Origin of the sequence: Amycolatopsis sp. NPDC051128 (assembly GCF_040682715.1) — a bacterium.
Classification (GTDB): domain Bacteria; phylum Actinomycetota; class Actinomycetes; order Mycobacteriales; family Pseudonocardiaceae; genus Amycolatopsis.
The window spans coordinates 34261-59521 of sequence record NZ_JBFBBN010000011.1; the positions used below are offsets into that span (position 1 = coordinate 34261).

Annotated in this window: 2 protein-coding genes; both read right to left on the reverse strand. The window is 74.8% G+C overall.

Annotated features, from left to right (window positions below):
* Positions 1–15: 15 nt before the first annotated feature.
* Positions 16–14922, reverse strand: coding sequence for a type I polyketide synthase (locus tag AB0M82_RS14340; protein ID WP_364721470.1), 14907 nt, complete (start codon positions 14920–14922; stop codon positions 16–18).
* Between the two features lie 2 nt (positions 14923–14924).
* Complete coding sequence (locus tag AB0M82_RS14345) at positions 14925–25241, reverse strand: SDR family NAD(P)-dependent oxidoreductase (RefSeq protein ID WP_364721472.1); 10317 nt, start codon at positions 25239–25241, stop codon at positions 14925–14927.
* Between the last annotated feature and the right edge of the window lie 20 nt (positions 25242–25261).

Consider the following 25261-nt stretch of genomic DNA (forward strand, 5'->3'; position numbering starts at 1 on the left):
CGCAGGTCGGTCTGGTCAGGGAAGGTCGAGCGCCAGGGAGACGAGGTCGTCCACGTCCATGGCGTCGATCGAGGCTTCGGCGGCCGGTTCCGGTTCGGCATCGGGCTCGGCCAGGCGCAGCAGCGCGTCGAGCAGCCCGGCGGCGCGCAGCCGCTCCACCGGGATGGCCGCGAGCACCGCGGCCAGGTCCGGTTCGGCCGGCTCGACGTGCAGTTCGGCCTCCAGGTGCGTGGCGAGCGTTGCCGCGTCCGGGTAGCTGAACACCAGCGTCGCCGGGAGCCGCAGCCCGGTTTCGGCGCCGATCCGATTGCGCAGCTCGACCGCGGTGAGCGAGTCGAAGCCGAGGTCGCGGAACGCCTGCCGGGCCGGGATGGCGTCCGGGTCGGCGTGCCCGAGCACGACCGCCACCTGGGCTCGGACGAACCCGACGAGCAGCGCGTGCCGCTCGGCTTCGGGCACCGCGGCCAGGCGCTGCGCCAGCTGGGCGGGCGCCGCCGCCCGCTGCGGGGTCCGGACGAGACCCCGCAGCAGCGCGGGCACTTCGCCCGCGACCGTGAGGTCGAGCCGGATCGGGACGAGCGCCGCCGCGCCGTCCGCGCGGGCGACGTCGAACAACGCCAAGCCATCCTCAGTGGACAGTGCCGTGACGCCGCCGCGGCGGCCGGCATCGCCCATGCCGTCGGCCCAGAGGCCCCAGGCGAGGGACTGCGCCGGAAGCCCCGCCGCGCGGCGGTGGGCGGCGAGCGCGTCGAGGAACGCGTTGGCCGCCGCGTAGTTGGCCTGGCCCGGCGTGCCGAGTGTGCCCGCGGCCGAGGAGAACAGCACGAACTCCGTGAGGTCGCCGGCCAGCTCGTGCAGGTGCCAGGCGGCGTCGGCCTTCGCCCGCAGCACCGTCTCGATCTGCTGCGGGGTCAGGGTTTCGACGACGCCGTCGGCGAGCACCCCGGCGGAGTGCACGACCGCGGTGACGGGGTGCGCGGCGAGCAGCCCGGCCACCGCGTCGCGGTCGGCGAGGTCGCACGCGGCGAGCGTCACCTCGGCGCCGAGTTCCCGAAGCTCGGCGGCCAGTTCCGGCGCACCCGGCGCCGTCTCGCCGCGGCGGCTGACCAGCAGCAGGTGCTGGGCGCCCCGGGTGGCCAGGTGCCGGGCGACGGCCGCGCCCAGCGCGCCGGTGCCGCCGGTGACCAGCACCGTCCCGGACGTCGCCGGCGCCTCGCCGTTCCCGGCGCGGACGCGGGCCAGCCGCGGCACCAGGAGACCACCGGCGCGGATCGCCGCCTGCGGTTCCTCGGTCGGCACCGGCGCGGCGTCCGGGTCGTCGAGGTCGAGCAGCGCGAACCGGCCCGGGTGTTCGGCCTGAGCTGAGCGCAGCAGGCCCCACACCGCCGCCGCGGCCAGGTCCGGCACGTCCTCGCCGGGCCGCGTCGCGACCGCGCCGCGGGTCACGACGATCAGCTTCGGCCCCTCGGCGGCCAGCCTCTCGCGAACGGCGGCCAGCACCGCCGTGACGGTCTCGCGCACCGCGGCCGGAACCGCGCCGGCGACCCGCGGCACCGGCAGGAACACGACGTCCGGAGCATCGCCGGTCACCTCGGCACCGGCCTGCTTGAGCGCGGCCACGAGATCCGTGTCTTCACCCAGCACCGCGCAGCGCGCGAGGGGCGGCGCGGTGACCGGCGAAGGCACCCAGTCGACGCGGAACAGCGCGTCCCGGACACCCAGGCCCTCGGCCGAGAACGGCCGCAGTGCCAGCGAATCCACGACACCCACGGGCGCGCCCGTCCCGTCGGCCAGCGCCAGCGAGAAGCCGTCGGGCACCGGAGTGAGCCGGACACGCAGGCTCGTCGCCCCCGTCGCCGCGAGGTGGACCCCGGTCCACGCGAACGGCAGCTTCGCGGTGCCGTCACCGCGCAACGCGGCCGTGTGCAGGGCTGCGTCGAACAGGGCCGGGTGCAGCAGGAACCCGCCGGGAACCTCGGACAGGCCGACCTCGGCGAACAGCTCCTCGCCGCGGGACCACGCCGCCCGCAGGCCCTGGAACGCCGGGCCGTAGCCGAACCCGGCTCCGGCGAACCGCGGGTAGACGTCGTCCACCGGCACGGCTTCGGCTTCGGCGGGCGGCCACTCGGTCAGGCCCACCACGGGCTTCCCGCCTTCGGTGACCGTGCCCGTGGCGTGCCGCGTCCACGGTTCGGTGTCGTCACGGCGGGCGTGGACCCGCACCGGCCGGCCACCGGCCTCGGGGGCGCCGACCGTGACCTGGACCTGAACACCCTGGTCAGGTACCACGAGCGGCGCTTCCAGGGTCAGCTCGGTGACGACGTCGCAGCCGGCTTCGGCCGCGGTCCGCAGCACCAGTTCCAGCAGCGCGGTGCCCGGCAGGAGGGTGGTCCCGCCGACGGCGTGGTCGGCCAGCCACGGGTGCGTCCGCGGCGACAGCCGGGCCGTCCCGAGGACGCCGTCCTCCCCGGCCAGTGGCACGACGGCGGCGAGCAGCGGGTGACCGGTCGCCGCCAGGCCCGCCGCGGTGACGTCGTTGGCCGGCGCGGCGGCCAGCCAGAACCGCTCCCGCTGGAAGGCGTAGGACGGCAGGTCGACGTGCCCGCCGCCGGGACCGAAGCCCGCGGCCCAGTCGACCGCGCGGCCCCGGACGTAGAGCCGGGCCAACGCGGTGAGCAGGGTTTCCGCCTCCGGGCGGTCCGCCCGCAGCGTCGCGACGGCCTCGCCGTCCTCGACCATCGCGGTCAGCACGCCGTCCGGGCCCAGCTCCAGGAAGTCCGTGACACCCTGCGTGCGCAGGGCCTCGAGGCCGTCGTGGAACCGGACCGGCTCGCGGACCTGGCGGACCCAGTGGTCCGCGGTGGCCGGATCGCCGTCCTCCACTGTGGACACGATGGGTAGCCACGGCTCGTCGAAGGTCAGCTTTTCGGTGACGGCGCGGAGCTCGCCGAGCATGGGCTCCATCAGCGAGGAGTGGAAGCCGTGGCTGGTGTTGAGCCGTTTCGTCTTCGCCCAGCCCGCGGCGAACGCCGTGACGGCGTCGGCGTCGCCGGAGAGCACCACCGCCTCGGGCCCGTTGACCGCGGCCAGCGAGACGCCTTCGGGCAGCGGCTGAACGTCCTTTTCGGACGCCTGCACGGCGACCATCGCGCCACCTTCGGGCAGCGCCTGCATGAGCCGGCCACGGGCGGCGACCAGCGTCGCGGCGTCTTCGAGGCTCAGCACCCCGGCGACGTGCGCGGCCGCGATCTCGCCGACCGAATGCCCCAGCACGACGTCGGGCCGGACGCCCCACGCCTCCACGAGCCGGAACAACGCGACTTCGAGCGCGAAGATCGCTTGCTGCGCGAACTCCGTCCCGTCCAGTTCGGGCCGTCCTTCGAAGACGACGTCACGCAGCCTCGGGTCCAGGTGCGCGCAGACGGCGTCGAACGCTTCGGCGTAGACCGGGAACGTCTCGTACAGCTCGCGGCCCATGCCCGGCCGCTGGGCACCCTGGCCGGTGAACAGGAACGCGGTCAGGCCGTCCGGCACGACGACGCCGGTGACGGCGCCGGGTTCGCCGCGGCCGAGGGCGGCCAGCCCGGCCGGGACGTCGCCGACGACGACGGCGCGGTGGGCGTGTTGCGGCCGGGTGGTGACCAGGGCCCGGGCGACCGCCGGGAGCGGCCGGCCGGGGTGGGCGGCCAGGTGGGCCCGCAGGCGCGTCGCCTGGGCGCGCAGGGCGGCCGGCGACTTGGCGGTGAGCACGACGGGCGGGCACGGGTGCGCGGGCACGGCGGCTTCCGCGGGCGCCGGGCCGGCTTCCAGGATGACGTGCGCGTTGGTGCCGCTGATCCCGAACGACGACACCGCGGCGCGGCGGACCCGGTTTTCGGCGGGCCACGGGACGGGCTCGGTGAGCAGCCGGACGTCCCCGGCGGTCCAGTCGACGTGCGGGGTCGGCTCGTCGACGTGCAGCGTCTTCGGCAGCACGCCGTGGCGCAGCGCCTGCACCATCTTGATCACGCCGGCGACCCCGGCCGCGGCCTGGGTGTGGCCGAGGTTGGACTTGATCGAGCCCAGCCACAGCGGGGTGTCCCGGTCCTGGCCGTAGGTGGCCAGCACGGCCTGCGCCTCGATCGGGTCGCCGAGCTTGGTGCCGGTGCCGTGCGCCTCGACGGCGTCCACATCGGACGGTCCGAGGCCGGCGGTGGCGAGCGCCCGCCGGATCACGCGTTGCTGCGAAGGGCCGTTCGGGGCGGTGAGGCCGTTGGACGCGCCGTCGGAGTTGACCGCCGAGCCGCGGACCACGGCGAGCACGCGGTGGCCGTGCTTTTCGGCGTCGGAAAGGCGTTCCAGGACGAGGACGCCGACGCCCTCGGACCAGCCGGTGCCGTCGGCGGCCGCGGCGAAGGGCTTGCACCGGCCGTCGGGGGCGAGGCCGCGCTGCCTCGAGAACTCGACGAACGTCGCCGGGGTCGCCATCACCGTGACGCCGCCGGCCAGCGCCAGCGAGCATTCGCCCTGCCGCAGCGCCTGGGCGGCGAGGTGGAGGGTGACCAGCGACGACGAGCACGCCGTGTCGACGGTGACCGCCGGGCCTTCGAGGCCGAACGAGTAGGCGACGCGTCCGGAAAGGACACTGCCGGAGTTGCCGATGCCGACGAACCCTTCGACGCCTTCGGGCACGGTGGTGAGCCGGGCGCCGTAGTCGTGGTACATCTGGCCGGCGAAGACGCCGGTGCGGCTGCCGCGCAGCGTGCCCGGGTCGATGCCGGCGCTTTCGAAGGCTTCCCAGGACGTCTCCAGGAGGAGGCGTTGCTGCGGGTCCATCGCGAGCGCCTCGCGGGGGCTGATCCCGAAGAACGCCGCGTCGAACTCCGTCGCGTCGTAGAGGAAACCGCCCTCGCGGGTGTAGGTGGTGCCGCTCCGCTCGGGGTCGGGGTCGTACTCGACGTCCCAGCCGCGATCGGCGGGGAACTCGCCGATGCCGTCGCGGCCCGCCATGACCAGCCGCCAGAGGTCGTCCGGCGAGGTGACGCCGCCCGGGTACCGGCAGCTCATCCCGACGATCGCGATGGGCTCGTCCACGGCGGCCGTCAGCTGGACGGCCGTCGCGGCTCGTTCGCCGCTCAGCTCGGCTTCGAGGTGTTTCGCGAGCGCTTCCGGCGTGGCGTAGTCGAACACGACGGTCGCGGCGAGGCGCAGCCCGGTGACCGCGTCGAGCCGGTTGCGCAGCTCGACCGCGGTGAGCGAGTCGAAGCCCAGCTCGGAGAACGCCTGGCCGGGTTCGACCGCGGCGGCCGACGCGTGCCCCAGCACGGCCGCGGACTCCGCGCGGACGACGTCGAGCAGGCTTTCCGTCCGGCGGGCGGCCCGCTTGACCGGGGTCCGGACCAACCCGCGCAGGATCGGCGGGAGATGCTCGCCCTGGGCGCGCAGCCCGGCGTGGTCGAGCAGGACCGGCCACAGGACCGGGTCGGCGTGGGCGAGGGCGGCGTCGAACAGGGCCAGCCCGGTCTCGGTGTCGATCGGGCGCAGACCGCCGCGCCCGATCCGGCGCCGGTCGAGCCCGGCCGCCATGCCGCCGTCCGACCACGGCCCCCACGCGAGGGACTGCGCGGGCAGCCCGTTCGCGACGCGGTGGGCGGCGAGGGCGTCGAGGTAGGCGTTGGCGGCCGCGTACCCGGCCTGTCCCGCGCTGCCGAACGCCCCGGCGACGGAGGAGAAGAGCACGAGGTGGGCGTCGGGAACGAGCTCGTGCAGGTGCCGGGCGGCCTCGGCCTTGGGACCGAGCACGGCGGCGAGCCGGGCCGGGTCCTGGGCGGTGAGGAGGCCGTCGTCGAGGACCCCGGCCGCGTGGACGACCGCGGTGAGCGGCGGGAGGCGGTCGAGCAGAGCTGCGAGGTCTTCGCGGTCGGCGACGTCGCAGGCCGCCATGGTGACCTGGGCGCCGGTTTCTTCCAGCTCGGCGACGAGATCCCGCGCGCCGGGGGCGGCCGGCCCGCGGCGGGAGGTGAGCACCAGGTGCCCGGCGCCGTGCTGGGCGAGGCGCCGCGCGACGGCGGTGCCGAGCGCGCCGGTGGCCCCGGTGACGAGGACGGTGCCGCCGGCGATCGTCGTGGGCACGCCGGGCTCGGTGACCCGGGCCAGCCGGGGCACGAGGACCCGGCCGTCGCGGACGGCGGCTTCCGGCTCGTCGGGGAGTTCGCGGAGCCGGTCGTCGGGACCGAGGTCGGCGAGCACGAAGCGGCCGGGGTGTTCCTGCTGGGCGGTGCGCAGCAGGCCCCGGGCCGCGGCGGCGGGGAGGTCGGTGACGTCCTCGCCCGGCTCGGTCGCGACGGCGCCCCGCGTGACGACGACGAGGCGGGAGTGGGCGAACCGGTCGTCGGAGACCCAGGTCCGGACGAGCTCCAGCGCCCGGGTGACGGCTTCGGTCAGGTCGCAAGGGGCCCATTCGATCGCCATGACGGCGGGGACCGAGCGCCCCAATGTGGCGTTGGTTGCGTCCAGCGCACCCAATGTGGCGTTGGTTGCATCCAATGCACCCAAAGTGGCGTTCGGTGCGTCCAACGCACCCAATGTGGCGTTCGGTGCATCCAACGCACCCAACGCCACATTGGGGCGCTTCGGCTCGGCGGGGTCGGCGCCCACCGTCAAGGAGTCCAGGTCCAGGAGGCTGGGCTTCAGCGGCGTTTCCGCCGCCGGGACCCAGTCCAGCCGGTAGAGCGCGTCCGGCGTGGCCGATGCCACCGCCGCGACCGGGCGCAGGGCCAGTGAGCGCACGGCCGCCACGCCGCGGCCGGTGGCGTCGGCGAGGGTCAACGTGATCGCGTCCGGGCCCGCCGGGCTGATCCGGACCCGCAGCTCGGCGGCGCCGGCCGCGGCCAGCGTCAAGCCCGTCCAGGCGAACGGCACGTGCGGACCGTCCACGAAGCCGCCCAGGCCGACGCCGTGCAGGGCCGCGTCGAGCAGGGCCGGGTGCACGCCGTAGCCGGCGGCCTCCGCCACCCGGTCCGGGGGCAGGGCCACCTCCGCGAACACCGTCTCCCCCTGCCGCCACGCCGCCCGCAGGCCTTGGAACGCCGGCCCGTAGCCGAACCCCTGCGAGGCGGCGCGGTCGTACAGGTCGTCCACCGGCACCGGGACCGCGTCCGCGGGAGGCCACTCCGTCAGGTTCGCCACCGGCGCGTCGCCGTCGCTCACCGTGCCGGTCGCGTGGAGCGTCCACGTGTCCGACTGTCGTGAGTGGACGGTCAGTGTCCGCCGTCCGGTGTCGAGCGCGCCGACCGCGACCCGCAGGGCGACGTCGCCGTGCAGGACCAGCGGTGCGCCGAGCGTCAGCTCGTCGACGACCGGGCAGCCGAGCTCGGCCCCCGCCCGCAACGCCAGCTCCGCGAACGCCGCGCCGGGCAGCAGCAGCGTGCCCAGCACCTCGTGCTCGGTCAGCCACGGCGCCGTCCGGGCCGACAGCGCGGCGGTGAACACCGTCCCCGCGTCGGGCAGTTCGACCGCGGCGCCCAGCAGCGGGTGTCCGGTCGCGGACTGCCCGAGCGCGGTCACGTCCCCCGCCGCCGGACCGGCGTCGAGCCAGTAGCGGCTGTGCTCGAACGCGTAGCCGGGCAGGTCCACCGGGGTCGCGGCCCCGAACACCGACGGCCACCGCGGCGAAACCCCGCGGACGTGCAGCCGTGCCACCGCCGACAGCACCGCCGGGACCTCGGCACGCCCCGCGCGCAGCAGCGGCACACAGCCGTCCACCATCGCGGCCAGGACGGCGTCCGGCCCGATCTCGACGAACTCGGTGACCCCCTCGGCCCGCAACCGCGCAACAGCGTCGGCGAACCGCACCGGCTCCCGCACCTGCCGCACCCAATACTCCGCCGACAACTCGACCGAAACATCCACAGTAGACACAAACGGCACCACCGGCGCAGCACACACAAGACCATCGATGGCCGCCGCAAACTCGGGCAGCATCGGCTCCATCAACGCCGAATGGAACGCATGACTCGTGTTGAGCCGCTTGGTCTTCGCGAACTTCGCGGCAACCGCAGTCACCGCGGCCTCAGAGCCCGACAGCACAATCGAATCCGGACCGTTCACCGCCGCCAGCGACACACCCTCCGGCAACGGCAGAACGTCCGCTTCGGACGCCTGAACCGCGATCATCACGCCACCCTCAGGCAGCGCACCCATCAACCGACCGCGAGCCGAAACCAACGCACAAGCTTCCTCAAGGGAAAGAACCCCGGCCACATGAGCCGCCGCGACCTCCCCCACCGAGTGGCCGACCACGAAGTCCGGCCGCACACCCCACGACTCCAGAAGCCGGAACAACGCCACCTCAACTGCAAAAATCCCCTGCTGAGCGAACTCCGTCTCCGCCGAACCCCAAAACTCCCCCAACCGCGGATCCAAATAACCACAAACCTCATCAAAAGCCGACGCGAACACCGGGAACGCCTCATACAACTCCCGACCCATCCCGGCCCGCTGCGAACCCTGCCCGGTGAAGAGATACGCCACCCGGCGATCGGCGACCTGTCCGATGTGGACGCCCGAGGCGGCGGTCCCCTCGGCGACGGCGGAAAGCCCGCGCAGCAGTTCGTCCCGGTCGGCGCCGACGACCACCGCGCGATGGTCCAGCGCCGCACGTCCGACGGCCAGTGTCCGGGCCACGGCGGCGACCGGCTGGTCCGGCGCCGCGGCGAGCAGCCGCTGGGCCTGCGCGCGCAGCGCGGCGGACGACTTCGCCGACAGCACCCACGGCACGGCAGGCCATTCGGCCGGGACGACCGGAGCGTCCGGCGCCTCTTCGAGCAGGACGTGGGCGTTGGTCCCGCTGATCCCGAACGACGACACCCCGGCGCGGCGGACCCGCTCCCCGGCGGGCCACGGAACGGCCTCGGTCAGCAGCCGGACCGCACCGTCGGTCCAGTCGACGTGCGGGGTCGGCTCGTCGACGTGCAGCGTCTTCGGCAGCACCCCGTGCCGCAGCGCCTGCACCATCTTGATCACGCCGGCGACCCCGGCCGCGGCCTGCGTGTGCCCCAGGTTGGACTTGACCGAACCCAGCCACAGCGGCTCGGCGCGCTCCTGACCGTAGGTCGCCAGCACGGCCTGCGCCTCGATCGGATCGCCGAGGCGGGTGCCGGTGCCGTGCGCCTCGACGACGTCCACCTCGGACGCCGCCAGCCCCGCGGTCGCCAGCGCGGCACGGATGACACGCTGCTGCGACGGTCCGTTGGGGGCGGTCAGGCCGTTGGACGCGCCGTCGGAGTTGACCGCCGAGCCCCGCACCACGGCGAGCACGCGATGCCCGTTGCGCCGCGCGTCGGACAGGCGTTCCAGGACGAGGACGCCGACGCCCTCGCCCCAGCCGGTGCCGTCGGCCGCCGCGGCGAACGACTTGCACCGCCCGTCCGGGGCCAGGCCGCGCTGACGCGAAAACTCGACGAACGTCGCCGGGGTCGCCATCACGGTGACGCCGCCGGCCAGCGCCAGCGAGCACTCGCCGGACCGCAGCGCCTGCGCCGCGAGGTGCAGCGCGACCAGCGACGACGAGCAGGCCGTGTCGACGGTGACCGCCGGGCCCTCCAGCCCGAACGTGTACGCGATCCGTCCGGAAAGGACACTGCCGGAGTTGCCGATCCCGAGGAACCCTTCGACGTCCGCCGGCGCGGTGGTGAGCCGGGCGCCGTAGTCGTGGTACATCAGGCCCGCGAAGACGCCGGTCCGGCTGCCTCGCAGGGAGTCGGCGGCGATCCCGGCGCTCTCGAACGCTTCCCACGACGACTCCAGCAGCAACCGCTGCTGGGGGTCCATCGCGAGGGCTTCGCGCGGCGAGATCCCGAAGAACGCCGCGTCGAACTCCGCCGCGTCGTACAGGAACCCGCCCTCGCGGGTGTAGGTCGTGCCCGCATGCGAAGGGTCGGGGTCGTAGTCGACGTCCCAGCCGCGGTCGAGCGGGAACTCCCCGACGCCGTCACGGCCTTCCGACACCAGCCGCCACAGGTCTTCGGGCGAGGTGACCCCGCCCGGGTACCGGCAGCTCATGCCCACGATCGCGATCGGCTCGTCGGCCCGCACGACGACCGAAGAGACCTCGGAAACGGAGGTGCCCAGCAGCTCGGCCCCGAGGAACGCGGCCAGCGCGTCCGCGCCGGGGTGGTCGAAGACCAGCGTCGAGGACAGCCGCAGCCCGGTCGCCTCGGCGAGCCGGTTGCGCAGCTCAACGGCGGTCAGCGAGTCGAATCCGAGGTCGTTGAACGCCCGGGTGGCGTCGACGCGGGCGCCCGGCTCGTGCCCGAGCACCGCCGCGGCTTCGGTCCGGACCAGGTCCAGCAGCAGCGTCTCCCGCTCGGCCGCGGGCACAGCGGCCAGCCGTTCGCCGAACGACGAAACCGGCCGGGCGCGCCGGGACGGCGTCCGCACGAGGCTGCGCAGCAGCGCGGGTACGGGACCGGCGCGGAACGCGGCGAGGTCGAGCCGCACGGGCAGGGTGACGGCCTGGTCCGCGGCCAGCGCGGCGTCGAACAGCGCGAGCCCGTCCTCGATGGACAGTCCGGCGCGCCCGGCGGCCATGCCGGTGTCCCAGGCACCCCAGGCCAGCGACGCGCCCGGCAGGCCGAGAGCCCGCCGGTGGGCCGCGAGTGCGTCCAAATAGGAGTTGGCCGCGGCGTAGTTCGCCTGCCCGGCGGCGCCGAAGACGCCCGCGACCGAGGAGAACAGCACGAGGTGCGCGTCCGGGACGAGTTCGTGCAGGAGCCAGGCCGCGTCCACCTTCGGCCGCAGCACGGCGGCGAGCCGCTCCGGCGTCAGCGACGCGAGCATGCCGTCGTCGAGGATTCCGGCCGCGTGCACCACCGCGGTGAGGCCGGGCAACGACGCGAGCAGCGCCGAAACGGCGTCCCGGTCGGTGAAGTCGCAGGCGGCGACCTCGACGCCGAGTTCCGTGAGTGCGGCCGCGCCGGGGGCGTCCGGGCCGCGGCGCCCGGCGACGACGACGCGTCCGGCGCCCTGGTCCAGCAGGTGCCGGGCGAGGGCCGAGCCGAGCGCGCCGGTGCCGCCGGTGATCAGGACCGTGTCCCAGTCCGGCGTTTCCGCGGCCGGCGCGGCGGTCCGGGTCAAGCGCGGCACGTACACGCGGCCGTCGCGGATCGCGAACTGCGGTTCCCCAGCCGGGAACCGGGTCAGGCCCCCCGGATCGTCGGTGTCCACCAGGAGGAACCGGTCCGGGTGCTCGGCCTGCGCGGACCGGACCAGGCCCCCCACGGCCGCGCCCGCGAGATCGGTGACGTCCCCGTCGACCGGAACGGCGCCGCGGGTCACCACGACCAGGCGTTCCCCGGGCTCGTGCGAAGAGGTCAGCCACTCCTGCAGCCCGGCGAGGACCCGGGCGGTCGAATCGTGGACCGTGCCGCCGTCCACGAGCAGGAACGTCGGCCGGATGGCCTCGGCCGTCCCGCCCGGCGGCAGCTGCGGCCAGCCGACGGTGAACAGCGACTGCCGCGGCACGGCGACCGGCCGCACGGTCAGCGCCTCGACCGCGACGACCGGCTGCCCGGCCTCGTCGGTGGCCGTCAGCGTGATCGTGTCGGCGCCGGTGGCCGAGAGCCGGACGCGCAGGGCCGCCCGGCCGCGCGCGGCCACCGTCACGCCGGTCCAGGTGAACGGCACCCGGCCCGCGCCGGTGTCCGGCAGGACGCCGAGCGCCATCGCGTGCAGCGCGCTGTCGAGCAACGCGGGGTGCAGGGCGAACTTCCCGGCGTCGGCTCCGGGGAGCGCGACCTCGGCGAAGATCTCGTTGCCGCGGCGCCAGGCCGCGCGCAGGCCCTGGAACGCCGGGCCGTAGCCGAAACCGCGGTCGTCGAACCGGGCGTAGAGGTCGTCGACGGCCAGGACTTCGGCGCCGGCGGGTGGCCACTCGACCGGGTCCGCGACGGGCCGGGTGCCGGTGGACAGGGTGCCGGTGGCGTGCCGCGTCCAGGGTTCGTCGAACGCCGAGCCCGCCGGGCGCGAGTGGATCCGCAGGGTGCGGGACGGCCCGGGAGCGCCGACGGCGATCTGGATCTCGACGCCGTCGTCCGGGAGGGTCAGCGGCGCTTCGAGGGTGAGTTCGTCGATCCGGTCGCCGCCGGCCTGCTCGGCCGCGCGCAGGGCCAGCTCGACGAACGCCGTGCCCGGGACCAGCGTCGAGCCGAGCACGACGTGGTCGGCGAGCCAGGGGTGCGACCGCGGGGAGAGGACGCCGGTGCAGAGGAAGCCGTCGCCGTCGGCGAGGGCCAGCGCGGCGCCCAGGAGCGGGTGGTCGGGGTGGGTGAGCCCGGCGGCGGTGACGTCGCCGGTCGCGGCGGGCGCGGTCAGCCAGAACCGCTCGTGCTCGAAGGGGTAGTGCGGCAGCGGGAGCCGGCGGGTGCCGCCGAAGAACTCCGGCCAATCGACGACGGTGCCCCGGACGTGCAGGGTGCCCAGGCCGCGGATCAGCGTGGCCGGTTCGGGCCGGTCGGCGCGCAGCAGCGGGACGACGTCGTCGGTGAGCGGGGTGAGCACCGCGGCCGGGCCGACCTCGGCGAACACCGTGACGCCCTCGGCGCGCAGCCGCTCGACGCCGTCGTGGAACCGGACCGGCTCCCGCACCTGACGGACCCAGTAGTCCGCGTCCCAGGACGCGTCCTCCGCCACCGTGGACACGAGCGGGATCACCGGCGGGGCGTAGGAAAGCCCGTTCAGAACCGTCCGGAACCCGGCCAGCATCGGCTCCATGAGCGCCGAATGGAAAGCGTGGCTCGTGTTGAGCCGCTTGCTCTTCGCGAACCGGGCGGCCACCTCGGCCACGGCGTCCGCCGCCCCGGACAGGACGACCGACGCCGGCCCGTTCACCGCGGCCAGCGACACCCCCGCGGGCAGCGGCAGGACCTCGTCCTCGGACGCCCGCACGGCGATCATCGCGCCGCCTTCCGGCAGCGCCTGCATGAGACGGCCCCGGGCGGCGACGAGCGTGCCGGCGTCCGCCAGCGTCAGCACCCCGGCGACGTGCGCGGCCGCGATCTCCCCCACCGAGTGGCCGAGCAGGAAGTCGGGCCGCACGCCCCAGGACTCCAGGAGCCGGAACAGGGCGACTTCGAGGGCGAAGATCCCCTGCTGGGCGAACTCGGTGCGGTCCAGCTCGGCGGTGCCGAGGACGTCCTTCAGACGCGGGTCGAGGTGCGCGCACACGGCGTCGAAGGCCGCCGCGTAGGCCGGGAACGTCTCGTAGAGCGCGCGTCCCATCCCGGCCCGCTGGGCCCCCTGTCCGGAGAACAGGAACGCGGTCTTCCCGCCCGGGCCGCCCTGGATGACGTCGAACTCCCGCAGGGCCGTGAGCAGCGCGTCCCGGTCCTCGGCGACGACGACGGCGCGGTGCTCCAGCCCGCCCCGCGTAGCCAGCGCGGCCGCCAGCTCCGGCAGGCCGGATTCCACAGTGGACAACCGAAGGGCCTGCTCGCGCAACGCCGACGCGGTGCGGGCCGAGAGCAGCACCGGCGTGACCGGCAGCGCGGGCAGCGCGGCGGGCTCGACGGGCGGGGCCTGCTCCAGGATCACGTGGGCGTTCGTCCCGCTCATCCCGAACGACGACACGCCGGCGCGGCGCGGCCGTCCGGTCTCCGGCCAGGGCGTGGCCTCGGTGAGCAGCCGGACGTTCCCGGCCGCCCAGTCGACGTGCGGCGTCGGCTCGTCCACGTGCAGGGTCTTCGGCAGCACGCCGTGGCGCAGGGCCTGGATCACCTTGATCACGCCGCCGACCCCGGCGGCGGACTGCGCGTGCCCGATGTTCGACTTCAGCGAGCCGAGCCACAGCGGGTGCGCGCGGTCGCGGCCGTAGGTCGCGAGCACGGCCTGCGCCTCGATCGGGTCGCCGAGCCGGGTACCGGTGCCGTGCGCCTCGACGGCGTCCACATCGGACGGTGCCAGCCGGGCGGCGGCCAGCGCGTCGCGGATCACCCGCTGCTGCGAGGGGCCGTTGGGCGCGGTCAGGCCACTGCTCGCGCCGTCCTGGTTGACGGCGGAACCGCGGACCACCGCGAGCACTTCGTGGCCCTTGCGGCGGGCGTCGGAGAGCCGCTCCAGCATCACCAGGCCGACGCCTTCGGCCCAGCCGGTGCCGTCGGCGGCGGCGGCGAAGGACTTGCAGCGCCCGTCCGCGGCCAGGCCGCGCTGGCGGCTGAACTCGACGAACAACGTCGGCGAGGCGAGCACCATGACGCCGCCGGCCAGGGCGAGCGAACACTCGCCCGCGCGCAGGGCCTGCGCGGCGAGGTGCAGCGCCACCAGCGAAGACGAGCACGCCGTGTCGACCGTGACGGCCGGCCCCTCCAGCCCGAACTGGTAGGCGAGCCGCCCGGAGATGACGCTGCCGGCGTTGCCGGTCAGCAGATGGCCTTCGAGCCCTTCGGGAGCGACGTTCCAGCCGCTGCCGTAGCCCGAGGAGGACGCGCCGACGAACACGCCGGTGCGGCCGCCGCGCAGGCTCGCGGGGTCGACGCCGGCGTCCTCGAACAGCGCCCACGCCGACTCCAGCAGGAGCCGCTGCTGCGGGTCCATCGCCAGCGCGGCGCGCGGCGAGATACCGAAGAACCCGGCGTCGAACCCGGCGACGTCATCGAGGAACCCGCCGGCGGTCGCGTAGCTCGTGCCGCGTTCGCTGTCCGGTCCGGCCAGCGCGGCGAGGTCCCAGCCGCGGTCGGCCGGGAACGGCGTGACGGCGTCGCGGCCGTCCCGGACCAGGTCCCACAGGTCGTCGGGCGACGCCACGCCGCCGGGGTACCGGCAGCTCATGCCGACGACGGCGATCGGCTCGGGTTCGCCGGACTCGACCTCCTGCAGCCGCGTGCGCGTCTGCTGCAGCTCGGCGGTCACCCGCCGGAGGTACTCGACCAGCCGGTCCTCGTTGGACACCGTCAGCTCCCCAATGCGTTGTCGATGAAGTCGAAGAGGTCGTCCGCCGACGCCGTGGCGAGGCTGTCGGGGACGACGGCCCGGGCGGTGCCGGACCACTTGGCCAGCAGCGTCTGCAGCCGGCCGTGGATCGCCGCGTGGGCGGCGTCGTCGAGATCGGCGGTGAGCAGCCGGGCTTCCAGGCCGTCCACTTCGGACAGCAGCCGCTCGGCGCCTGCCTCGTCGCCGGTCAGCTCGCCGCGCAGGTGCGCCGCGAGCTCCGCGGGCGAGGCGTGGTCGAACACGAGCGTCGACGGCAGCCGCAGGCCGGTCGCGGTGGCGAGCCGGTTGCGCAGCTCGACGGCGGTCAGCGAGTCGAAGCCGACCTCCAGGAACCCGCGGCCGGGGTCGACGCCCGTGGCGTCGGCGTGGCCGAGCACGGCGGCCATCGCTTCGCGGACCAGCTCCAGGACGATCCCGTCCTGCTCGGCCGGGGTGCGCCCGGTCAGCCGCCGGGTCAGCCCGGCCGCGTCGGACGGCGCCGCCGCACGCCGCTTGGCGCGGAGCAACCCGCGCAGCAGCGGCGGGACGTCGTCGCCGCGCAGCGCCGCCGGATCGAGCCGCATCGGGACGAGCAGGCTCGCCGCGTCTCGGACCGCCGTGTCGAACAGCGCGAGGCCGTCCTCAGTGGACAGTGGCAGCAGTCCGGACCGGTCCATCCGGCGCCGGTCGGCCTCGTCGAGCCCGCCGGCCATGCCCGCCTCCCACGCGCCCCAGGCGAGCGAGACGGCGGGCAGCCCGGCCACGCGGCGGTGGCGGGCGAGGCCGTCGAGGTAGGCGTTGGCGGCGGCGTAGTTGCCCTGCCCGGCCGTGCCGGAGAGCCCGGACACCGACGAGAACAGCACGAAGGCGGCCAGGTCGGCGTCGCGGGTCAGTTCGTGCAGGTGCCGGGCGCCGTCGGCCTTGGGCCGCAGCACGGTCGCGAGGTCGCCGAGGGTGAGCCGGTCGACCGTGGCGTCCGCGAGTACCCCGGCGGCGTGCACGACGGCGGTGAGCGGCTTGCTCAGCGTCTTGAGAAGTTCCGCCACGGCGTCGCGGTCGGCGACGTCGCAGGCGGCGATCGTCACCTCGGGCAGCTCCTCTTTCAGGGCGGCCGCGCCGGGCGCGGCCATCCCGCGGCGGCTGGTGAGCACGAGGTGCTTGACGCCGTCGCGGACGAGGTGCCGGGCCAGGGCGGCGCCGAGCGCGCCGGTGCCGCCGGTGATCAGGACGGTGCCGTCGGGGTCGATCCGGTGCGGGACGGTCAGGGCGAGCTTGCCGACGTGCCGGGCCTGGCTCAGGTGGCGGAGGGCGTCCGGGGTCTGCCGGATGTCCCACGCGGTGACCGGCAGGGGGCGCAGGTGCCCCTTTTCGAAGAGGTCGAGGACCTCGGCGAGCATCCGGCCGAGCCGTTCGGCCCCGGCCTCGGCGAGGTCGAAGGCGCGGTAGTTCTCGCCGTCCCGGACGTCGGTCTTGCCCATCTCGAGGAACCGGCCGCCGTCGGCGAGCAGCTTCCGGGAGGCGTCGACGAACTCGCCGGTCAGGGAGTTGAGGACGACGTCCACCCGGGGGAAGCGGTCGGCGAAGTCGAGGGTGCGGCTCGAGGCGAGGTGAGTTGTCTCGACGCCGAGGTTCGTGACGGTCGTGTGCTTGCCCGGGCTCGCGGTGGCGTAGACCTCGGCCCCGAGGTGCCGCGCGAGCTGGACGGCGGCCATGCCGACCCCGCCGGCGGCCGCGTGGATGAGCACGGACTCGCCGGGCTTCAGCTCGGCGAGCTCGACGAGGCCGTAGTAGGCGGTGAGGAAGGCGACGGGGGTGGTCGCCGCCTGCGGGAAGGTCCAGCCGGCGGGGATGGGCGCGACGAGCCGGTGATCGGTGACGGCGTGGGCGGCGAAGGTGCCGGGGAACAGGCCGAAGACGCGGTCGCCGGGTTTCAGGGTGGTGACGCCGGCGCCGATCTCGGTCACGACGCCGGCGGCTTCCTGGCCCAGGGGGACGGGCCCGCCGGGGTATCGGCCGAGGACGTTGAGGACGTCGCGGAAGTTGATGCCCGCGGCTCGGACGGCGATGCGGACTTCGCCTTCGCCGAGCAACGGCGCCGCGCCGCTGGTGAGCGGCGCCGCCGGGCAGACCTGGACCGCGATGCCGTCCACCGTTCCCGGCTTGGTGATCACCAGCCGCCAATCCTCGAGCGGCAGCTCCAAGCCCGCCGCCGGGCCTCGGGCGATTCGGGGGGCCAAGAGCCGCCCGCCGCGGAGGGCCAGCTCTGGCTCGCCGTCGGGGAGGGCGGGCACCGAGTCGGTGTCGTCGCCCAGGTCGAGCAGGCGGAAGCGGCCCGGGTTCTCGGTGCCGGCCGAGCGGACCAGGCCCCACGCCGCCGCCGCGGCGAGGTCGGCCACGTTGTCGCCGTCGGTCGCGGCGATGGCTCCTCGTGTCACGAACACCAGCTCGCCGTCGCGGGGATCGGTGAGCCAGGACTGGATCGCGGCGAGCACGGTCGCCGTTGTCGTGTGGACATCCGCGGCTTCCACCGGCAGCAGGACCGGGTCCGCAGTGGACGGACCGCTGACCTCCTGCCACGCCACGCGGAAGAGCGCGTCGCTCACCTGGCTGAGCTGGTCCGGGGAGACCGCGCGCAGTACGAGGGACGCCACCGACAGAACTGGGCGGCCGTCGGAGCCGGCCACCGTCAGGGCGACCGTGTCGGGGGCGACGGGGGTCAGCCGGACGCGCAGGGAGGCCGGGCCCGAAGCGTGCCGGGTCACGCCGGACCACGTGAACGGGAGGCGGCCCTGGCCGTCGTCGGGGAGCAACTCTCCCAGCCCCAGGCCGTGCAGGGCCGCGTCCAGCAGGGCCGGGTGCAGGCCGAAGCGGGCCGCCGGGTCGCGGTCGGCGGCGGGGAGCGCCACCTCGGCGAACACCTCGCCGTCCCGGACCCAGCCCGCGCGCAGGCCCTGGAACGTCGGTCCGTACGTGAATCCGCGGTCTTCGAAGCCCGGGTAGAGGTCGGTGACGTCCACTTCGGACGCGCCGGCGGGCGGCCACTCGCCGAGGTCGTCGTCGGCGGCGACGGGCTCGGCGGACAGGACGCCGGTGGCGTGCCGCGTCCACGGCTCGGCGTCGTCACGGCGGGAGTGCACGGTCACCGGGCGGCGACCGGCGTCGTCGGCCGCGCCGACCGCCACCTGGACCCGGACGGTGTCCGTCAGCGCGAGCGGCGCGGCGATCGTCAGCTCTTCGAGCGTCGGGCAGCCCGCTTCGGCTCCCGCGCGCAGCGCGAGTTCGACGAACGCCGTGCCCGGCAGGATGACCGTGCCGTGCACGGCGTGCCCGGCCAGCCACGGCGACGTCCGCGTCGACAGCGCGCCCGTCAGCACCCAGCCGCCGGACTCGGGCAGCTCCATCGCCGCGCCGAGCAGCGGGTGGCCGGTGGCGGCCTGGCCGAGCGCGTCGACGTCGCCGGCCGCGGCGGCGTCCAGCCAGAACCGCTCGTGCTGGAAGGCGTAGGTCGGCAGGTCCGTGCGGATCGGGCCGGCGCCGAACACCCGGGACCAGTCGGCGGTCTCGGCCAGCCGCGCCAAGGCGGCCAGGACGCTCGCGCCTTCCGGCCGTCCGGCGACGAGGGTCGGCACGGCCTCCTCGACCATCGGAGTGAGCACGGCGTCCGGCCCGATCTCGACGAACTGCGTGACCCCCTCGGCGCGCAGCCGCGTGACAGCGTCGGCGAACCGCACCGGCTCCCGCACCTGCCGCACCCAATACTCCCCCGACAACTCGACCGAATCATCCACAGTGGACACAAACGGCACCACCGCCGGAGCACACACAAGCCCGTCAATGGCCACCGCAAACTCGGGCAGCATCGGCTCCATCAACGCCGAATGGAACGCATGACTCGTATTGAGCCGCTTGGTCTTCGCGAACTTCGCGGCAACCGCAGCCACCGCGGCCTCAGAGCCCGACAGCACAATCGAATCCGGACCGTTCACCGCCGCCAGCGACACACCCTCCGGCAACGGCACAACATCCACCTCAGCCGCCTGAACCGCGATCATCACACCACCCTCAGGCAGCGCACCCATCAACCGACCGCGAGCCGAAACCAACGCACAAGCATCCTCAAGGGAAAGAACCCCGGCCACATGAGCCGCCGCGACCTCCCCCACCGAGTGGCCGACCACGAAGTCCGGTCGCACACCCCACGACTCCAGAAGCCGGAACAACGCCACCTCAACAGCAAAAATCCCCTGCTGAGCGAACTCCGTCTCCGCCGAACCCCAAAACTCCCCCAACCGCGGATCCAAATAACCACAAACCTCATCAAAAGCCGACGCGAACACCGGGAACGCCTCGGACAACTCCCGACCCATCCCGGCCCGCTGCGAACCCTGCCCGGAGAACAGGCAAGCGACCTTCCCACCGGACGCGCATCGCACCACTTCGGCGACGGACCGACCCTCGGCGAGCCCGGTCAGCCCACGGCGGAAGCCCTCGAGGTCGGACGCCAGCACGACGGCCCGGCACTCGAGCGACGCGCGAGCGGTCGCCAGCGTCCGCGCGGTCTCGACGAGATCGGGTCCGGACTCGAGGAACTCCAGCAGACGCGAGGCCTGAGCCCGCAGGCCGGCTTCGCTCCGAGCCGAGACCAGCCACGGCACGACAGGACCCGAGAAGGTCTCTGCCGGAGCGACGGGCGCGCGAGGAGCTTCCTCCAGCACGATGTGCGCGTTGGTGCCGCTGATCCCGAAGGACGAGATTCCGGCGCGACGCACCCGTTCTCCAGCGGGCCAAGGCACGGACTCCGTCAGGAGCCGGACGTCCCCGGTCGTCCAATCCACCTGAGAGGACGGCTCGTCCACGTGAAGGGTCTTCGGGAGTACCCCGTGCCGCAGGGCCTGGACCATCTTGATCACCCCTGCGACACCCGCGGCCGCCTGCGTGTGGCCGAGGTTCGACTTCACCGAACCCAGCCACACCGGACCGCCCCGGTTCTGCCCGTAGGTGGCCAGCAGGGCCTGCGCCTCGATCGGGTCGCCGAGGCGAGTGCCCGTGCCGTGCGCTTCGACGGCGTCCACATCGGACGGTTCCAGGCCCGCGGTCGCCAGCGCGGCGCGGATCACCCGCTGCTGTGACGGGCCGTTCGGTGCCGTCAGGCCGTTGGACGCGCCGTCCTGGTTGACCGCTGAGCCCCGGAGGACCGCCAGCACCGGGTGGCCGAGGCGCTGCGCGTCCGACAGCCGCTCCACCAGCAGCAGCCCGGCGCCCTCGCCCCAGGCCGTGCCGTCGGCGGCGGCCGCGAACGGCTTGCACCGGCCGTCGGCCGACAGCCCGCGCTGCCGCGAGAACTCGACGAACCCGATCGGCGTGGACATCACGGTGACCCCGCCGGCCAGCGCGAGCGAACACTCCCCCTGCCGCAGCGCCTGCGCCGCCAGGTGCAGCGCCACCAGCGACGACGAACACGCCGTGTCGACCGTGACCGCCGGGCCCTCCAGCCCGAACGCGTACGCGACCCGGCCGGAGAACACGCTGGCCGAACTGCCGGTGCCGAGGTAGCCCTCGACCTGCTCGCGGGCGTTCATCAGCAGGGTGCTGTAGTCCTGGCCGTTGGTGCCGGCGAAGACGCCGACCCGGCTGCCGCGCAGCGCCGCCGGGTCGAGCCCGGCGCGTTCGAACGCCTCCCACGTCGTTTCCAGCAGCAGCCGCTGCTGCGGGTCCATGGCCAGCGCCTCGCGCGGGCTGATCCCGAAGAACGCCGCGTCGAAGCCGGTGACATCGTCCACAAAGGACCCGTGCCGGACGTAGGAGCGGCCCGGGGTCTCGGGATCCGGGTCGTACACGGCGTCGACGTCCCAGCCGCGGTCGGCCGGGAACGGCACCACCGTGTCGCGGCCCGCGGCCAAGAGCTCCCACAGGTCCTCGGGCGAGCCGACTCCGCCGGGGAACCGGCAGCTCATCGCGACGATCGCGATCGGCTCGTCGGCCGCGCCGCGCTCGGCGTGGTCGGTGACGTCTTCGCGGCCGCCGAAGTGCGAGGCGAGGTGGCGGACCAGCGCGGCCGGGCTCGGGTGGTCGAAGACGAGGGTCGCGGGCAGCCGCAGGCCGACCGCCGCACCGAGCTTGTTCCGCAACTCGACCGCGGTCAGCGAGTCGAAGCCCAGGTCGCGCAGGGCGCGGGCGGCGTCGATCCGGTCGGGCTCGGCGAACCCGAGCACGGCGGCGATCTGCGTGCGGACGATCTTCAGCAGCCGCCGGTCCCGCTCGTCCGGCGCCAGGTCCGCGAGGCCGGGCTCGGCGATGAGCTGCTCGCGAACCTCCGGGAGGTCGGCGAGCAGCGGGCCCGGGTCCTGGGCGGCCGCCCAGTCGACGTCCGCGACGACGACGGCCGTGTCGTCGAGGTCCAGCACGCGCTGCAGCCCGTCGAGCGCCACTTCCGGCGGCATCGGCGGGACGCCGCGCCGCACCAGGCGTGCCTCGAGCGCGCCGTCGGCCATGCCGCCGCCCGCCCAGTGGCCCCAGCCGATCGACGTCGCCGGCAGTCCCAGGCCACGGCGGTAGCGCGCGAAGGCGTCGAGGAAGGCGTTCCCGGGCGCGTAGTTGCCCTGGCCGGCGCCGCCGTACGTGCCGGCGAGGGACGAGAACAGCACGAAGGCGTCGAGGTCGAGGTCGCGGGTCAGTTCGTGGAGGGCGATCGCGGCTTCGGCCTTGACACGGAGGACGCGGCTCGCCTGGTCGAGCGTCAGTTCGTCGAGGACGGCGTCGTCGAGGACGGCGGCGGTGTGGATCACCGCGCGCAGCGGGGCGTCGGCCGGGAGAGCGGCCAGCAGCGCGCCGAGCGCGTCGCGGTCGGCGGCGTCGCACGCGGCGATGGTGACCCGCGAGCCGAGGGCAGTGAGTTCGTTCTCCAGCTCGGCCGCACCCTCGGCGCCGCCGCCGCTCCGGCTGACCAGCAGCAGGTGCGGGGCGCCCAGGGTGGCCAGCCTGCGGGCGACGTGCGCGCCGAGCGCACCCGTGCCGCCGGTGACCAGGACCGTGCCTTCGGGGCGCCACTCGCGGCGAACCGTGGCGGTCGCGGGGCGGGTGAGGCGACGCGCGAACACGCCGTCGGGCCGGACGGCGAGTTCGTCTTCGGTGCCGGTCAGGGCGCTGAGGAACAGGTCGACGACGCTGTCGTCGGTGTCAGCCACGTCGGCGGGCAGGTCGGCGACGCCGCCCCAGCGGCCGGGCTGCTCCTTGCGGACGACCTGGCCCAGGCCCCAGACGAGCGCCTGCTCCGGGTCGGTGACCGGGTCCGCGGCGCCGGTGGACACCGCTCCGCGCGTGACCGTCCACAGGGGAGCTTCCGCGGCGGCGAGAGCTTGGACCAGGCCGAGGGTCGTCGCGAACCCGGCCGGGACCGCGGGGTGGCCCGGCACGCGCCCGGTCGGGGCGACCGCCAGGACACCGCGGACGCCGGTGAGGTCTTCCGGCTCGCCGGCCGAGCGGACCACCTCGGCGCCGTGGCGGACAAGACCGCGCTCGAGGCGATCGGTGAGTTCCCCGTCCGGACCACAGAGGACCCAGGTGCCGTCCAAAGAGGATCGCTCGACCGGGACCAGGCGCCAGGTGGTCTCGTAGCGCAGGTCGTCGGCCGCCGTGCGGCGACGCGGGGCGGCGGGCCCGGACCAGTAGCGCTCGCGCTGGAAGGGGTAGGTCGGCAGGGTGACGCGGCGGGTGCCCGTGCCCGCGAAGAACCCGGCCCAGTCGACGTCCGCACCGCGGGCGAACGCCTCGCCCAGCGACGTGATCAGCCGGGTCAGGCCGCCGTCGTCGCGGCGGAGGGTGCCGACCGCGGCGGCGGCCGCGCCGGTCCGCTCGATCGTCTCCTCGACGCCGACGGTGAGCACGGGGTGGGCGCTGCACTCGACGAACACGGTCGCCCGGCCCGCCAGCAGCGACGTCACGGCCCGGTCGAAGCGGACGGGTTCACGCAGGTTGCGGTACCAGTAACTCGCGTCCAGCTCGGCGGTGTCGAGCGGCTCGCCGGTCACCGCGGAGACGAACGGGATCTTCCCCGTCCGCGGCCGGACCGGAGCCAGCGCGGCAGCCAGTTCGTCTTCCAGGAGCTCGACCTGCGCGGAGTGGGAGGCGTAGTCGACGGCGATCCGCTTGGCCCGGACGTCCACCGAGGCCAGCAGCTCGTCCAGGGCCTCGGTCTCGCCGGAAACCACGACCGACGACGGCCCGTTGACCGCCGCGAGCGAGATCCGCCCGGCCCAGGGCGCGATCAGCTCTTCCGCACGCTCGGGGGAAACACCCAGCGACACCATGCCGCCGAGGCCCGACAGCCGCAGGATCGCCTTGCTCCGCAGCGCGACCACCCGGGCACCGTCCTCGAGGGACAGGCCACCCGCGACGACGGCGGCGGCGATCTCCCCCTGGGAGTGGCCCACGACGGCCGCCGGTTCGACCCCGTGGGAGCGCCAGACCTCGGCCAGCGAAACCATCACGGCCCACAGCACCGGCTGGACCACGTCGACCCGTCGCAGGTCGCCGTCGAGGACGTCCAGGAGCGACCAGTCCACAAAGGAACCGAGGGCGGCGGCGCACTCGGCCATCCGCGCCGCGAACACCGGCGACGATTCGAGCAGCGAAAGCCCCATGCCGGTCCACTGGGAACCCTGGCCGGGGAACACGAAGACGACGTCACCGGGACTGGCCGGTTCGCTCACGCCCTGGGCGACCGCGTCGAGCCCGGCCGCGTCGAGCACCACGGCCCGGTGTTCGCGCACCGACCGGGTGGTGGCCAGCGCCCGACCGACGTCGACCGGGTCGTCGCCGAGATGGGCCCGCAGCGCCTTCGCGAGGTCGCGAAGGGCCGTGCCGGTCCGCGCCGACAGGACCCACGGCACCACCGGCAGCGCCGCGGCGGGCTCGGCCGGCGCGGCGTCGGCCGCCTCGATGATCACGTGGGCGTTGGTCCCGCTGACCCCGAACGACGACACTCCGGCCCGCCGCGGCGTGCCGGTCTCGGGCCACGGCACGGGTTCGGTGAGCAGCCGGACCTGCCCGGACGTCCAGTCCACGTGGGAGGACGGCGTGTCCACGTGCAAGGTCTTCGGCAGCACGCCGTGGCGCATCGCCTCGACGACCTTGATCACGCCGCCGACCCCGGCGGCGGCCTGCGTGTGCCCGATGTTCGACTTGAGCGAGCCGAGCCACAGGGGCCGGTCGCGGTCCTGGCCGTACGTCGCGAGCAGGGCCTCGGCCTCGATCGGGTCGCCAAGGGTCGTGCCGGTGCCGTGCGCCTCGACGACGTCCACATCGGACGGCGCCAGCCGCGCACTGGCCAGCGCCGCGCGGATCACGCGCTGCTGAGAGGGCCCGTTGGGGGCGGTGAGGCCGTTGGAGGCGCCGTCGGAGTTGACCGCCGAACCGCGCAGCACCGCCAGCACCGGGTGCCCGAGCCGGCGGGCGTCGGACAGCCGTTCCAGCAGGAGCATGCCGGCGCCTTCGCCCCAGGCGGTGCCGTCGGCGGCCTCGGCGAAGGCCTTGCAGCGCGCGTCGGCGGCGAGCCCGCCCTGCTGGCTGAACTCGACGAACCCCTCCGGCGTGGTCATCACGGTGACGCCGCCGGCGAGCGCGAGCGTGCATTCGCCCGCGCGCAGCGCCTGCGCGGCGAGGTGCATCGCGACGAGCGACGACGAGCACGCCGTGTCGACGGTCAGCGCCGGGCCCTCCAGGCCGAAGGTGTAGGCGATCCGGCCGGAGAACACGCTGGCCGCGCTGCCGGTCAGGAGGTAACCCGACAGGGCCTCGATCTGCTCTTCGGAGGGGCCGGAGATCTGGGCCATGCCGCCGACGAACACGCCGGTGCGGCTGCCGCGCAGGCCGTCGACCGGCAGGCCGGCGCGTTCGAACGCCTCGTGCGCGACCTCGAGGAGCAGCCGCTGCTGTGGGTCCATGGCGACGGCTTCGCGCGGCGAGATCCCGAAGAACTCCGGGTCGAAGTCCGCGGCTTCCGGCAGGAACCCGCCTTCGCGGACGTAGCTGTGGCCGGGACGCGCGTCGCCGGGCCGGTAGAGCCGGGCGGTGTCCCAGCCGCGGTCGGCCGGGAAACCGGAGATGGCGTCGGTCTCGCCGGCCACCAGGTCCCACAGCCGTTCGGGCGTGTTCGCCCCACCGGGGTACCGGCAGGCCATGCCGACGATCGCGATCGGCTCGCCCGCCTTCTCCTCGGCGTCGCGCAGCCGGGCCCGCACATCGTGCAGGTCGGCTGTCACGCGCTTGAGGAAGTAGCGGAGCTTGTCTTCACTCGACATGGGGGGTCCTCGGGAAACAG